This window comes from Microbacterium paraoxydans (assembly GCF_900105335.1).
Classification (GTDB): Bacteria; Actinomycetota; Actinomycetes; order Actinomycetales; family Microbacteriaceae; genus Microbacterium; species Microbacterium paraoxydans.
On sequence record NZ_LT629770.1, the window covers coordinates 3,078,376 to 3,091,606 of the forward strand.

The following is a 13,231-nucleotide window of genomic DNA, read 5'->3' on the forward strand; positions in this document are numbered from 1 at the left end:
CGGTGAACGCCGCGGAGGCGGAGCCGACCCTCATCGGGTCCGTGCAACGCGCGCTCCGCCTGGTCGACATCGTCGCCAACTCCCCGCGGCCGCTTCCGGCCAAGATGCTCTCGTCGATCACGGGGCTCACCCCGGGAACGACCTACAACCTCGTCCGCACGCTCGTGCACGAGGGGTACCTCAGTGCCGAACCGGACGGGCTCGTGCTGGGCGGACGCTTCCCCGCGTTCCAGCAGCAGATCGACTCTCGCGGGGTGTTCCTGGCTCGGGTGCGCGCCGCTCTGCGCGCGGTCACCGAGGACGTGGGCGCCACGGCCTACCTCTCCCGGTATGCGGACGGGGAGATGCATCTCGTCGACATCGTGGACGCCGTGCGGAATCCGCGCATCGAGCTCTGGGTCGGGCTGCACGCCAGCGCTCACGCGACCGCTCTCGGCAAGCAGATCCTCGCGGCGCTCTCCGAGGAGGATCGCCTGGACTACCTCTCCCGGCACCGGCTCGAGGAGCTCACGCCTCGGACGATCAGCGATCGCCGGACGCTTCTCACCCAGCTTGAGCAGACACCGGGGTGGGCGATAGACCGGGAGGAGTATGCGATCGGAGCCACCTGTGTCGCGGTTCCGGTCGTCGCCCCCGGGGTGACCGCGTCGCTGGCCGTCTCCCTGCCCGCAGACCGGGCGGTGGTCAACCGCCGTCTCGTGTCGAACCTGCAGCGCACGGCGCGGCGGCTCTCCCTGCAGCTCGGGGCGGATGCCCTGGACACCGACGGCCCGGACGCCGAGTTCACCATCTGAATTCGTGGCCCTGGTGTGGGCATCGCGGGTTCCCTATGATCGAAGGCGTAGTGGCTGACAACGCCCTACTGATCGCCTACGGCGTCCCCAGCGCCGGCGACCAACGGGATGAGGAGCGTCCCCAGCGCTCCACGTCCGCGGCCCCGAGAAGTCCCCACTTCTCCGGGGCCGCTATCGGTTGGGGACCCGGTTTCCCTGAACGGGTGGGCTGAGCCTCGGCAGATACGATGGCGGGATGACCGACCAGCGCCCTCGATACGGGGAACTCGCCACACCAGAGGAGCAGCGGCTGGCCGCGGGCCTGCCCCCGGTGGCGGAGGTGATCGCCCCGGCCGCTCCGGCGCCGTCTTCGCCTCCCGCGTCGGCCGCCGCGAGTCCCGCACGCCCTCATCCGGTGGATCGGATCGCGACGATCGCGCTGCTCGCCTACGGCCTCGTGAACGTCGTCGTCACCGGCCTGTCCTACCTCGACATCGTCCCCGTGATGAATCAGACCATGGGGATGCTGGGCATCGAGGGCGAGTTCACCAACTACGCCGCGGGCCGCACGTGGGGCACGATCGCGGCCGTCGTGCTGGCGGTCGGCTGGTGCGTCACGGCAGCCCTGTCGATCCGTCGCCTGCGTCGTGGCCGCCTCACCTGGTGGCTCCCGCTCGTCGGAGCCGTCATCACGCTGGGCATCGCCTCGTTCTGCCTCGTCGTGCCGATGATGGGCGACCCGGCCTTCATCGCCTACCTCGACCAGGCGACCGGGGTGCGTTGACCCCGAGCACGCAGACGAAAGGGGCCCGGCATGATGCCGGGCCCCTTTCGCGTGTCTGGTGGTGTCAGCTCTGCGACTGGCCGTACGAGCCGAGCTGGCGGGTGGACTCGACCACGCGGGCGGCCATGGCCGACTCCGCGATCTTGCCCCAGGCGCGCGGGTCGTACTGCTTCTTGTTGCCGACCTCGCCGTCGACCTTCAGCACGCCGTCGTAGTTCTTGAACATGTAATCGGCGATGGCACGCGTGTAGGCGTACTGGGTGTCGGTGTCGATGTTCATCTTGATGACGCCATTGGCGACCGCGAGGGCGATCTCCTCATCGGTGGAGCCGGAGCCGCCATGGAAGACGAGGTCGAGCGGCTTCTCGCCGGTGTTGTACTTCGCGGCGACCTCGGCCTGGATCTCGCCGAGCAGCTCCGGACGCAGCTTCACGCCGCCCGGCTTGTACACGCCGTGGACGTTGCCGAAGGTGAGCGCGGCGATGTAGCGGCCCTGCTCGCCGAGGCCCAGCGCCTGCACGGCCTGGTCCACGTCGGCGAACGTCGTGTAGAGCGCCTCGTTCGAGCCCTCGTGCTGCACCCCGTCCTCCTCGCCGCCGACGACGCCGATCTCGACCTCGAGGATGGCGTTGATGGCCTTCATGCGGGGGAGCAGCTCCTTGGCGATCTCGATGTTCTCCGCGAGCGGCACGGCCGAGCCGTCCCACATGTGGGACTGGAAGATCGGGTTGCGGCCGGCCTTGACCTCTTCCTCCGAGGCGGCGATGAGCGGCTCGACGAAGCCCGCGAGAGCGTCCTTCGGGCAGTGGTCCGTGTGCAGGGCGACGGTGACCGGGTAGTTCTTGGCGACCTCGGTGGCGTAGCGGGCGAAGGCGAGGGCGCCGGTCGCGCGGGCCTTGACCGTGTGGCCGGCGAAGTAGTCGGCGCCACCGGTGGTGACCTGGATGATGCCGTCGGAGCCGGCCTCGGTCAGGCCCTGGAGGACGGCGTTGATCGTCTGCGAGCTGGAGACGTTGAACGCGGGGTACGCGAAGCCGCCTGCCTTCGCGCGGTCGAGCATGTCGGCGTACTGATCCGGGGTGGCGACGGGCATGAGAACTCCTGCGGTAGGTGAAGCCGGGACAGCTGCCACTCTATCGGGGCGGGTGTCCGGCTTCGGCAGGAGGAGTCGCGCGTCGGTGGTCGCCGTCCTTCGGTGGTGTTAAGAACCGCGATTTCTTCCTCGCGTGCGGGCGGAAAACGAGCCGAACGATCCCCTGCTCGCGGATAGGCTGGGGATCATGGTGAGTCTGACTGCCGACCTGAGCCCGCTGCGTCCCGACCGTAACCTCGCGATGGAGTTGGTGCGCGCGACCGAGGCGGCGGCGATCCGTGCCGTTCCGTTCATCGGTCGCGGTGCGAAGGAGGCCGCCGACGGCGCCGCCGTCGACGCCATGCGGGCGTTCCTCGGGACGGTCGACTTCCAGGGACGCGTGGTGATCGGCGAGGGCGAGAAGGACAACGCCCCGATGCTGTTCAACGGCGAGGTCGTCGGGACCGGACGGGGGCCGCTCTGCGACATCGCGGTGGACCCGATCGACGGCACGTCGCTGACCGCGGCCGGCCGGCAGAACGCGCTCTCCGTGATCGCCGTGTCCGACCGTGACACGATGCTCGACGCCTCCAGCGTCTTCTACATGGACAAGCTCGTCACGGGGCCTGCGGGCGTCGGCGTGGTCGACATCCGCCTGCCCATCGGCGAGAACATCCGCAAGCTCGCCGGCGCGCTGGACAAGCCCGTCGACGAGATCGTCGTCTCGGTGCTCAACCGTCCGCGGCACGAGCAACTCATCCAGGAGATCCGGGACGCCGGGGCCGGAACCCGTCTCATGAGCGACGGCGATGTCGCCGGCGGGATCAACGCCGCACGCCACGACGCCCGCACCGACATGTGCGTGGGCGTCGGCGGCAGCCCGGAGGGCATCGTCACCGCGTGCGCGATCAAGGCTCTCGGCGGCCACATCCAGGGTCGGCTCTGGCCCCGCGACGACGACGAGCGTCAGCGTGGCATCGACGCAGGTCTCGACATGGACAAGGTCTATGAGGCGGACGACCTCGTGCAGGGCAACAACACGATCTTCGTCGCGACGGGTGTCACGGACGGCCAGCTCGTCGCCGGTGTGCGCCGCGAGCGCGGTTACGTCTATACCGAGAGCGTGGTCCTGCGGGGCGCCTCCGGAACCCTCCGGCGGATCGCGTCCGAGCACCTCGTCTCGAAGTGGCTGTGACGGCTCTCCTGCCGGCATGATCGCGGGCAGGAATCTCGCCATCGTTACCGACCCGGTATCGCCTCCTCCACGGGTCGGCCCCGGTCCGGCCGGCTGCCGTGTCACAATTGTCACTGGGTTTGTCGCCGTCGACGGAGCCGCCAGGCACCGCAGGCACAGGAGGGCGAACGCATGACAACGCAGCACACGAGCGGCTCGAAGAGCGCCGCGCCGACCAAGATCATCACGACGAACACCGGACGCATCCTCCGGGTGAGCGCCGATGCGGAGGCGGCAGCCGTAGCCCCGCCGGCACCGGTCGCGCAGCCGGCCGTCGATCCGGCTCGCCGCGCCGACGTGCTGTTCCGCGTCCGTCGCGCCGAGGGGCACGAGGTGAGTGCCTGGTGGATGATCGGCGCCTTCCTCGCCACGAGCGGCCTCGTCATCGTGCTGCTCAGCGGCGTGCCCGGCGTCGCCTGACGCACGCACGGTCGGAACATCCGGTCGCTCTCGTCGTCACTGCTCCCGGTCGTGGAGCGCGGCGGCGTGGTCCAGTCGCGCGCGGACCTCGCCGACGTCGGCCTGCATCGCGTCGGCGGCCTCTTCGGCTTCGGTCGGGGCCAGAAGCTCCGGAGCGGTGAAGCGCCGCCCGTCCGCGGTGATCGGCGACGCCGGTGCCAGGGCCTCCGCATCGACGCCGGGGAACTGCCGGGCGGTCACGAGCACCCGCGACTCCAGGGACCCGGCGAAGCGGTTGTAGCTGTCGACCGTGCGCTCGATCGCCCGCCGCAGGTCGTCGGCGTGGCCCGCGAGGGTGCCGAGGCGCTCGTACAGCTGCGTGCCGAGCGCCAGCAGACTCCTGGCCTCGGTGGACACCTCTTGCTGGGTCCATGTGTAGGCGACCGTCTTGAGAACCGCCCAGAGGTTGACGGGGGAGGCGAGGGCCACGCGGCGGCTGAAGGCGTAGTCGAGCAACGTGGGGTCCTCGTCGATGGCTGCCGCCAGCAGCGACTCGCTCGGCAGGAAGCAGATGACGAACTCGGGGCTCGCGTCGAGGCCCGACCAGTAAGCCTTCTTGGCGAGGGCGTCGACGTGGGCGCGGACGGCGCGGACGTGCTTCTGCATGTGGGCGCGACGCTGGGATTCGTGGGTATCGCCGAGGGGGAGCGCCGAGGCCTCGAGGTACGCGTCGAGGGGAACCTTCGCGTCGACGGCGATCGACGTGCCGCCCGGAAGGCGGACGACCATGTCCGGGCGCCCTTGGCCGCGGTCGGAGGTGATCGTCGCCTGGAGATCGAAGTCGACGTGTCTGGTCAGCCCCGCCGCCTCGACGACGCGCCGCAGCTGCGTCTCGCCCCAGACACCGCGCGTGGACGTGGAGCGCAGCGCGCCCGCCAGTGACTCGGTCGTCGCGCGGAGCGCCTCATCCGACTCCTGGGCGCGCCGAAGCTGCTCGGCGAGCGTGCCGAACTGTGCCTGCCGCTCGCTCTCGATCGCGGCGACCTTGGACTGCATCTGCTGGAGACTCTCGCGGACCGGCGCCAGAGCCTGCAGCACGGCGTTCTGCTGCTGGACGCGCTGTGCCTCCGCCCGCTGCTCGGAGCGGGCGTGCTCGACCGCGTCCCGATAGAGGTCGTACTGGCGATCGCGGTCGTCTCGCGCGGCCGCGAGCTCCGCCTGCGTGCGTGCGATGTCGGCGGCGCTGCGTCCGGCTCGCAGGAACCAGCCGAGAGCGACGCCCGCGGCGAGGGCCACGAGCAGGGGAACGATCGACAGGGCATCCATGGCTCCATGATGCCGGGGGCGTCCGACATCGCCGGGAGGACGCCAGGTGCGTCAGGCGACGGCGCGCTCCAGTGCCGGCACGGCGGGCTCGGTCACGCGGAGGCCGAGGGCGTCGGCGAGCCCGAAGACATCCGCGGCTCCGGCTCGCGCGGCCGCGTCCACGATGATCTGGGCACAGGCGAGGGCATCCGCCAGCGCGTCGTGATGCGAGAACTCCGCGTATCCTGCCGCCGCGGCGGCGAGAGGCAGACGGTAGGAGTCGAGCTGGTAGGTCTTCCGTGCCACCTGGAGGCTGCACAGCGACCGGTACGGCGGGCAGATCTGACCGGTGACCTCGGTCGCCCGCCGCAGGACGTTGAGGTCGAAGCCGGCGTTGTGGGCCACGAGCACGTCGGCACCCGCGAAGCCGCACAGACGGTCGAACTGATCGACCCACGTCGCCGCCGACAGCACGTGCTCGGGGCGGATGCCGTGGATGCGGACGTTCCACTCCTGGAACTCGTCATGGCCGGGCGGAGGCTGGATCAGCCAGTTCGCGGTGGCGACGACCTCCCCGTCCCGCACCCGCACGAGTCCCACGGAACACGCGGAGGCCGGGCTGGAGTTCGCGGTCTCGAAGTCGATCGCAGTGAAGTCCAGTGGCACGTCCTCACTCTCTCCCGGGCCTCCGACGTCGCTGTGCAGGCTCGCCGTATGCTGGCCACATGGCGGACGAACTCGCGAGATCCTTCGGTGCGGCGGCCGGGAGCTACGAGGCCGGACGACCCGAGTACCCCTTCGAGGCCGTCGCCTGGATGCTGGAGCCGATGGCGGACGGTGCGCGTCGGGTCGCCGATGTCGGCGCCGGTACCGGCAAGCTCACGCGGGCGCTCGTCGCGGCTGCCGACGCCGAGGTGGTGGCGATCGACCCGGACCCCGCGATGCTCGCGGCCCTTCGCGACGCCGTCCCCGGGGTGCCCACGTTCGTCGGGACCGCTGAGGAGCTGCCGCTTCCGGACGCGAGCGTGGATGCCGTCGTGCTGGGCCAGGCGTGGCACTGGGTCGAGCCGGTCGCCGCCTCGGCGGAGATCGGTCGCGCGATGCGCCCGGGCGGTGTGCTCGGGCTCGTCTGGAACCTCCGCGACGAGCGCGTCGACTGGGTGCGCCGGCTCACCGACATCATGCACGGCAGCAACGCCGAGATCATGCTCGCCGCGGGCGACCCCGTGGTGGCGGAGCCCTTCGGCGCCCTGGCGCAGGAGCGCTGGGAGTGGTCGCGCCCCGTGACGCGGGAGCTCCTGCATCGTATGGCCGCCTCCCGCAGCGCCGTGATCACCGCCGACGAGGCCGAGAAGGCACGGATCCGCCGCGAGATGGACGCCCTGTTCGACGAGCTCGGCCTGCACGGGGACGGTGTGATCGAGGTGCCCTATGTGACGAGGGCCTTCCGCGCGGTCCGCGACTGACAGGCGTCCGCGCCGCATCAGGCACTTGTCCCACCCTGCCGCCTGACCCCGCGTGGGTGCCTGCCCTCGCGAGCGTGAGGTGGGGGAGAGCGGCGCAGGTAGACTCATACCCCGTGGCTCTCACTATCGGTATCGTCGGCCTGCCCAACGTCGGCAAGTCCACCCTCTTCAACGCTCTCACCAAGAACGACGTGCTCGCGGCGAACTACCCGTTCGCGACGATCGAGCCGAACGTCGGCGTGGTGAACCTGCCCGACCCGCGGCTCCAGAAGCTCGCGGAGATCTTCGGGAGCGAGCGCATCCTGCCCGCCGCCGTGTCGTTCGTCGACATCGCCGGCATCGTGCGCGGGGCGAGCGAGGGGGAGGGGCTGGGCAACCAGTTCCTCGCGAACATCCGAGAGGCCGACGCGATCGCCCAGGTGGTGCGCGGGTTCTCCGACGACGACGTGGTCCACGTGGACGGTGCCGTGAACCCGGCGTCGGACATGGAGACCATCAACGCGGAGCTCATGCTCGCCGACCTGCAGACCGTCGAGAAGGCCATCACGCGGTACGAGAAGGAGGTCCGCGGTAAGAAGATCGACCCGTCGGTCCTCGAAGCCGCGAAGGCCGCCAAGGACGCCCTGGAGCGCGGCATCCTCCTCTCCACGAGCGGCCTCCACCTCGAGCCGATCCGTGAGCTCGGGCTCCTGACCGTCAAGCCCGTCATCTTCGTCTTCAACGTCGACGAGTCCGTGCTGACCGACGACGCCCGCAAGGCCGAGCTCGCCGCGCTCGTCGCACCGGCGCAGGCGATCTTCCTCGACGCGAAGATCGAGTCCGAGCTCAAGGATCTCGACCCCGAGGACGCCGCCGAGCTCCTCGCATCGACGGGACAGGACGAGTCGGGTCTCGACCAGCTCGCCCGCATCGGCTTCGACACGCTCGGCCTGCAGACCTATCTCACCGCCGGCCCCAAGGAAGCCCGCGCCTGGACCATCCCCAAGGGATCGAAGGCCCCGCAGGCCGCCGGCGTCATCCACACGGACTTCGAGAAGGGCTTCATCAAGGCCGAGATCGTGTCGTTCGACGACCTCGTGGAGACCGGATCCGTGCAGGAGGCCCGTGCCAAGGGCAAGGCACGTCTCGAAGGCAAGGACTATGTCATGCAGGACGGCGACGTCGTGGAGTTCCGCTTCAACAACTGAACTCCGCTCCAGTACGGTGAGGTGACCACGGCTTCGATCGCCGCGGGTCTGCCGGGGCAAAGGAGCGCAAAGAACCATGAGCGGCGTCGATGACGTGGACTACACGAGCTGGGATTGGCTGCCGCGGGCGGCGAACGAAGCCGAGAACTACGTACGGCGTCTCCTCGCCGAGTCGAGCATCCAGCCACATGACGTCTCTGCGCGGGCTAAGTCCATCGCCTCGTTTCAGCGCAAGCAACGGTTGAAGCAGTATGACGATCCGATGGCGCAGATCACGGACATCGTCGCCCTTCGTATCATCACGTACTCCAACACCGACCGAGATCGAGTCCGTGAACTCATCCGGACCCGCTTTGCCGTCCTGCCAGGCGAAGACCGAAATCCTGGCCGCGAGAAACCGGACCACCTGCGAGGCTACGATTGCCTTCACATCGTGGTGTCGGGCGAATCCGAGGAGAGGGACTCAGACTGGATAGTGTCGGGCGGAGACCTCGAACGATACTTCACTGCCTTCGGGGGTCTCGAAGTCCAGATCCGCACCGTCGCGGGACACGCGTGGGCTGAGTTTGAGCATGCGCGGCGATACAAAGGCGCCGCGTACCATTCGATCAGCGCGCAGGACAGGGAAACGATCGATCGACTGTTCGGCGCCGCGTCTGACGCACGAAGCGCGCTTGACGAGACGTTCGTAGCGATCGATCGCATCCTTGCGCGACCGACGATCGATATCGAGGTGTCGCGCGTCGAGGAGCGACCAGTTCGCGATTCGGCGTCATCGGAAGCGCCTTCGGACCTCGACATCGAGAATCTCGCCCGCTTTCTCGCGTCGCGGTTCTCTGATGACGCGGAGGGAAGCGCAAAGGGGGTCGAGTTCGGGCTCGAACTCGTCCGGGCGTGCGGTTTGCAGAGCATCGACCAGCTGGAAGCGACATTGGAAGACGTCGATAGCGACCAAGTGCGTGCGCTGATGGACTCCGGCGTGCCGGTAACGCGCGTGCGACGCCTGGACGATGAGCTCCTGGCTCATTTCGGACAGGAGTACATCGAGCTGACGAAGTCGGCCGGAAACGGCAAGCATCGCGCGCTGCAGCTGGAGTGGCGATACGACCGGCTGCGAGGAAAGACGCGTTACCGCACTTATCTTCTGTCCAGCCGTGCCCCGTCGGCTACCTTCGATGCGGGGCCTTACACCGCTGTCGGCGCCCTGCGCGAGGTCGTAAGGATGATCGCCGGTGCTCGCGGACGAGAAGCTGTCGTCACCGACGGGCTCATCAACGTGAGCCCTGATCTCCCCCCGGGGACACGTGCGAAGGAAGTTCTTGTAGACGGTCACGGGGCGGTGTGGGTCGCTTCCAACCTCAATCGGGAGGCATCGGAGAGGCTGATGGCTGAGCTGCTGCGGCGAGCACAGCCGTTCGATCTGCGTGTGCAACGAGGCGACGTCGTTGTCGCTGATGGTCTGGATGGATCTCCAGTCTTAGGTCAAGAGCGTCTCGACGAGGCTGAACGCCCTCGCTAGTGCCGTACACCCGCGTCCGGCCCGTGGCGATCCTCGAACGCACGGAGCGCGCGCCTGGCGCGGCGGGTCTCGACGATACCGACGACGATCCCGGCGGCGAACACGATGATGCTGAGAACGCGCCACAACCCGGCGGGCGCATCGAGGAGGAACGCGACCGTCCAGCCCACCGTCATCACCGAGGAGAACACGATCGCGTAGACGCCCCAGTTCCGCCGCCGTTCCAGTGCCATGCGCTGCTGGATGAGCGACGGCTCAGGTCCGCCCGCGGGCTCGCTCATACCCGGAGCGAGGTACCCGCGCCGCTCGCGGCCGGAACCGGGACCGCAGCGCCGGAGCGGGTGCGGAACCACAGGGTGAGCTCGAACAGGGCGCGCTCCATGGTGGAGGTGTCCGCGCCGTCGACGAGGTCGTCGAAGGAGTCGCGGAAGCCCGTGGGGGCGGCGGTGCTCCCCGTACGGAACGACCGGTAGCCCATCGACCAGTCGGAGAAGAGCCGGGCGGTGATCGGCGTCTCCAGCAGGATGCGCATCGCGCGGTGTCGTGGATCGTCGGCGATCGAGTCGACGAGTCGGCGCACGGCCTCGACCGGTCCTTCGAGGATCTGGAGGAAGCGCCCGTCGCGGAAGAGGAGGAGGCCCGTGATGTCGCGCGCCGCGTTCGACCGGCGGCACTGCTCGAGGAGCTGCTCCAGAGCGGTCTCACGGAACGGCTGTGCCGCCGTGCTGGTGTAGACGAGGCGGAGCAGCCCGTCGGCCCTGGCCGCCGTCACCCCTGCACCAGCTCCGGGGTGCCGAGGGCGGCGTCGCCCTCCGAGGGGCCGGCGTGGGCGACGACCTCCGTGGTCGCGTCGCTCAGCGTGGCGTGCAGACCGAGCGGCTGCGCGGACGCGGAGAACGCGGCGAAGCGGCCGTCGGGCTGACGGTCGACGTAGCCGAGGAAGTCTCCGCCGCGGCTTCCGACATGGAAGCCGTCCTCGACGCACGCCCAAAGGACATCCGATGCGGGGTGGGGGGAATCAGGCACGGCTCCACCCTACGGCGGGCGGCCGACATCGCCTCGGGCCTTGCGCTGACCCGCCTCGATATGGCACACGCACCGAACGCCGCCTCAGTCGCCGGCGCGCGGTCGTCCCGGCTCCCGCCAGCGCGGCGGCACCGGGGCCGGGGTGAGCGGCTCGACGCGGTCCGGCGTCGGCAGGCTCGACGGAACGCCGGCATGCAGGACGAGCTCCTCGCCGGCGTGCCGGATCGTCACCGGTTCGCCGGCGCTCAGCCGGTAGGTCGTCTCCGCCGGCGTGATGTCGACGTGCAGGATGCACCCGTGCAGCCGCACCCCGAACGCGAGACGGGTCACCCCGTCCGGGAGCTGGGGCCGGAAGGACAGGCCGTCGTCTCCCTCCCGCATGCCTCCGTAGCCGGCCGTGACTCCCGTCCAGATGCCGGCGAGGGCCGCGATGTGCAGTCCCTCGTCCGTGTTGCCGTGGAGGTCGTCCAGATCGAGGGCCGCGAGCTCCGCGAGGTACGCCGATGCCAGCTCGAGGTGACCGACCTCGGCGGCGATCACGGCCTGCGCCGCCGCGGAGAGGGACGAGTCGCGCACGGTGAGGGCGTCGTAGTAGGCGAACGCCCGCGCCTTCTCCTCCCAGGTGAACTCCTCGTGAGAGGTGTAGAGCGCCAGAACGAGGTCGGCCTGCTTCAGCACCTGCTTGCGATAGAGGTCGAAGTAGGGGAAGTGACTGTGCAGCGGATACTCGTCGGGGCCGGTGGCGTCGAAGTCCCAGCGGGCGTGCGCGGTGAACCCCGCCGACTGGGAGTGCACCTGCCGCTCCTTGTCGTAGAGGACGGTCATGGCATCGGCAGCGGACTCCCACTCGGCGATCTCCTCGTCGTCCGCACCGAGATGGGCGGCGACGTCCGGGTGTCGTCGCGCGGCCGCCGCCGCGCCGCGGAGGTTCCGGCGCGCGGAGAGGTTGGTGTAGACGTTGTCGTCGACCACGGCGGTGTACTCGTCCGGACCGGTGACACCATCGATGTGGAAGCCGCCGGTCTCGTCCCACCGCCCGAGGGACGCCCACAGACGAGCCGTCTCGACGAGGATCTCGGTTCCCGCCTCCCTCTCGAAGTCGCGGTCGCCCGTCGTGCGGACGTAGTGCATCACGGCGCCCGCGACGGCGGCGTTGATGTGGAAGGCGGCCGTACTCGCGGGCCAGTATCCGGAGCTCTCGCGTCCGTCGATCGTGCGCCAGGCGAAGGACGCGCCGCGCAGGCCGAGCGTGCGCGCCCGCTCCCTGGCGTGATCCAGCGTCGCGTGACGCCACCGCAGTGCCTGGAGCGCGGCATCGGGAGCGGTCGAGGTGAGCACGGGGAGCACGAACGCCTCGAAGTCCCAGAACGTGTGGCCCTCGTAGCCGGAACCCGTCAGGCCCTTCCCCGGTACGGAGCGGGATTCGGCTCTCGCCGATGCCTGGAAGACCTGGAACAAAGCGAAGCGGACGGCCTGCTGCAGCCGCGCATCGCCGTCGATACGGACGTCGCCGCACTCCCAGTACCGATCGAGGACGGCACGCTGTCCCGCAACGAGCGCGTCCCACCCCAGGCGAGCCGCTTCCTCCACGGCCTCCTCCGCGCGGTCACGCAGCGTCTGCGGTGCGAGGGATGCCGACCACTCGTGTCCGACGAGTTTGACGACCTCGAGCTCCTCGCCGGGGGCGAGGTCGACGCGGATGCGGGTCCGCGACAAGTCGTCGTCGACCTCGGTCGTCACCTCAGGAGCGCCCTGCCCGGAAGCCTGCACGAGATGGTCCGTGCTCACCGCCACATGCAGACCGCTGCGGCGGGTGCGGTGCAGCAGCGTGCTCCGTGCGCCGCGCTCCGATGCCGCGACGGTCTCCAGCGGACGGGCGAGGAGTTCCTGCACCCGCGGATCGTCATGGGTCACGGGAAGCGGCTCGTTCGCGAGCACCTCGGACAGCACGGTGATCGCGAGCGGGGCGTCGAGCGCCTGCACCCGGTAGCGCACGGCGGCCAACGACCGGTGCTCGAGAGAGACCAGACGGGTCGTGGCGATGTGCACCCGACGCCCCTCCGCGGACTCCCAGTCGACCTCCCGGTGCAGCGTACCTTCGCGAAGGTCGAGGCGGCGGGCGTGGGCGTGGACCGTCCCATGCTCGACGTCGAACGGCTCGTCGCCGACCAGCAGGCGGATGAGCTGCCCGTTCGGCACGTTGATCACCGTCTGGCCGGTCTCGGGGTACCCGTAGCCGTCCTCGGCATGCGGCATCGGATGTTCCTCGAACACGCCGTTGAGGTAGCTGCCGGCGACACCCCGCGGATCGCCCTCATCGAGATTGCCCCGCCAGCCGATGTGGCCGTTGGAGAGACCGAAGACGGACTCCTCCTGCGCGAGATGGGCCGCGTCGACGCTCTCGATGCCGACCGCCCACGGCTCGACCGTGAAGCGCGCCGTCATCGGCGCGCCCCAGCCCCGAGG

General features: G+C 69.6%; 14 protein-coding genes. 7 read left to right on the forward strand and 7 right to left on the reverse strand.

Annotated features, from left to right (window positions below):
• The first annotated feature begins 2 nt into the window (after positions 1 to 2).
• Both BLU02_RS15045 and BLU02_RS15050 read left to right on the forward strand, forming a co-directional pair.
• The gene (locus tag BLU02_RS15045; RefSeq protein WP_060922694.1) at positions 3 to 794 is read left to right on the forward strand and encodes an IclR family transcriptional regulator; all 792 of its coding nucleotides are present in this window, start codon (positions 3 to 5) and stop codon (positions 792 to 794) included.
• A gap of 235 nt (positions 795 to 1,029) precedes the next feature.
• Positions 1,030 to 1,557 (forward strand): DUF6264 family protein, encoded by a 528-nt coding sequence (locus tag BLU02_RS15050; RefSeq protein WP_060922695.1) that lies wholly within the window; start codon positions 1,030 to 1,032, stop codon positions 1,555 to 1,557.
• A gap of 64 nt (positions 1,558 to 1,621) precedes the next feature.
• Here the strand turns inward: BLU02_RS15050 and fbaA are convergent, their stop codons facing one another.
• Positions 1,622 to 2,650 carry a class II fructose-bisphosphate aldolase gene (gene fbaA, locus BLU02_RS15055; protein ID WP_060922696.1) on the reverse strand — a complete coding sequence of 343 codons (1,029 nt, stop codon included), beginning with the start codon at positions 2,648 to 2,650 and terminating at the stop codon, positions 1,622 to 1,624.
• Between the two features lie 187 nt (positions 2,651 to 2,837).
• On the opposite strand from fbaA, the gene glpX reads away from it, so the two are divergent.
• Entirely contained in the window at positions 2,838 to 3,824 is a 987-nt protein-coding gene (gene glpX, locus BLU02_RS15060) for a class II fructose-bisphosphatase (protein WP_060922697.1), read from the forward strand.
• A 171-nt stretch (positions 3,825 to 3,995) separates the two neighbouring features.
• The gene (locus tag BLU02_RS15065) at positions 3,996 to 4,283 is read left to right on the forward strand and encodes a hypothetical protein (RefSeq protein ID WP_060922698.1); all 288 of its coding nucleotides are present in this window, start codon (positions 3,996 to 3,998) and stop codon (positions 4,281 to 4,283) included.
• A gap of 36 nt (positions 4,284 to 4,319) precedes the next feature.
• On the opposite strand, the gene BLU02_RS15070 is transcribed toward BLU02_RS15065, so the two are convergent.
• Positions 4,320 to 5,588: a DNA recombination protein RmuC gene (locus BLU02_RS15070; RefSeq protein ID WP_060922699.1), complete on the reverse strand. Its 1,269-nt coding sequence runs from the start codon at positions 5,586 to 5,588 to the stop codon at positions 4,320 to 4,322.
• 51 nt (positions 5,589 to 5,639) lie between these two features.
• A complete protein-coding gene (locus BLU02_RS15075) occupies positions 5,640 to 6,233 on the reverse strand; it encodes an exonuclease domain-containing protein (RefSeq protein WP_083371038.1) in 594 nt (197 codons plus the stop codon).
• A 59-nt stretch (positions 6,234 to 6,292) separates the two neighbouring features.
• Between BLU02_RS15075 and BLU02_RS15080 the strand changes: the two genes are divergently transcribed.
• From BLU02_RS15080 to BLU02_RS15090, 3 genes are all read left to right on the forward strand, one after another.
• A complete protein-coding gene (locus BLU02_RS15080; RefSeq protein WP_060923509.1) occupies positions 6,293 to 7,033 on the forward strand; it encodes a class I SAM-dependent methyltransferase in 741 nt (246 codons plus the stop codon).
• A gap of 113 nt (positions 7,034 to 7,146) precedes the next feature.
• The gene (ychF, locus tag BLU02_RS15085) at positions 7,147 to 8,220 is read left to right on the forward strand and encodes a redox-regulated ATPase YchF (protein WP_060923508.1); all 1,074 of its coding nucleotides are present in this window, start codon (positions 7,147 to 7,149) and stop codon (positions 8,218 to 8,220) included.
• Between the two features lie 76 nt (positions 8,221 to 8,296).
• The gene (locus BLU02_RS15090) at positions 8,297 to 9,739 is read left to right on the forward strand and encodes a GTP pyrophosphokinase (RefSeq protein WP_060923507.1); all 1,443 of its coding nucleotides are present in this window, start codon (positions 8,297 to 8,299) and stop codon (positions 9,737 to 9,739) included.
• Here BLU02_RS15090 and BLU02_RS15095 read toward each other — a convergent pair.
• From BLU02_RS15095 to BLU02_RS15110, 4 genes are all read right to left on the reverse strand, one after another.
• Positions 9,736 to 10,020: a hypothetical protein gene (locus BLU02_RS15095; RefSeq protein ID WP_060923506.1), complete on the reverse strand. Its 285-nt coding sequence runs from the start codon at positions 10,018 to 10,020 to the stop codon at positions 9,736 to 9,738. The two genes, BLU02_RS15090 and BLU02_RS15095, sit on opposite strands and share 4 nt — an antisense overlap.
• Positions 10,017 to 10,511: a BLUF domain-containing protein gene (locus tag BLU02_RS15100; RefSeq protein WP_060923505.1), complete on the reverse strand. Its 495-nt coding sequence runs from the start codon at positions 10,509 to 10,511 to the stop codon at positions 10,017 to 10,019. The genes BLU02_RS15095 and BLU02_RS15100 overlap by 4 nt, the downstream gene beginning before the upstream one ends.
• Complete coding sequence (locus BLU02_RS15105; RefSeq protein ID WP_060923504.1) at positions 10,508 to 10,765, reverse strand: hypothetical protein; 258 nt, start codon at positions 10,763 to 10,765, stop codon at positions 10,508 to 10,510. Before BLU02_RS15105 ends, BLU02_RS15100 begins: the two co-directional genes overlap by 4 nt.
• A gap of 84 nt (positions 10,766 to 10,849) precedes the next feature.
• Positions 10,850 to 13,210: a glycoside hydrolase family 65 protein gene (locus BLU02_RS15110; RefSeq protein WP_083371039.1), complete on the reverse strand. Its 2,361-nt coding sequence runs from the start codon at positions 13,208 to 13,210 to the stop codon at positions 10,850 to 10,852.
• Positions 13,211 to 13,231 lie beyond the last annotated feature (21 nt).

Excerpts from the sequence above, each read along its gene's own strand:
- fbaA (WP_060922696.1), bottom strand. The coding sequence starts at position 2,650 with ATGCCCGTCGCCACCCCGGATCAGTACGCCGACATGCTCGACCGCGCG.
- BLU02_RS15090 (WP_060923507.1), top strand. The coding sequence starts at position 8,297 with ATGAGCGGCGTCGATGACGTGGACTACACGAGCTGGGATTGGCTGCCG.
- glpX (WP_060922697.1), top strand. The coding sequence starts at position 2,838 with ATGGTGAGTCTGACTGCCGACCTGAGCCCGCTGCGTCCCGACCGTAAC.
- BLU02_RS15065 (WP_060922698.1), top strand. The coding sequence starts at position 3,996 with ATGACAACGCAGCACACGAGCGGCTCGAAGAGCGCCGCGCCGACCAAG.
- BLU02_RS15070 (WP_060922699.1), bottom strand. The coding sequence starts at position 5,588 with ATGGATGCCCTGTCGATCGTTCCCCTGCTCGTGGCCCTCGCCGCGGGC.
- BLU02_RS15050 (WP_060922695.1), top strand. The coding sequence starts at position 1,030 with ATGACCGACCAGCGCCCTCGATACGGGGAACTCGCCACACCAGAGGAG.
- BLU02_RS15080 (WP_060923509.1), top strand. The coding sequence starts at position 6,293 with ATGGCGGACGAACTCGCGAGATCCTTCGGTGCGGCGGCCGGGAGCTAC.
- BLU02_RS15110 (WP_083371039.1), bottom strand. The coding sequence starts at position 13,210 with ATGACGGCGCGCTTCACGGTCGAGCCGTGGGCGGTCGGCATCGAGAGC.
- BLU02_RS15095 (WP_060923506.1), bottom strand. The coding sequence starts at position 10,020 with ATGAGCGAGCCCGCGGGCGGACCTGAGCCGTCGCTCATCCAGCAGCGC.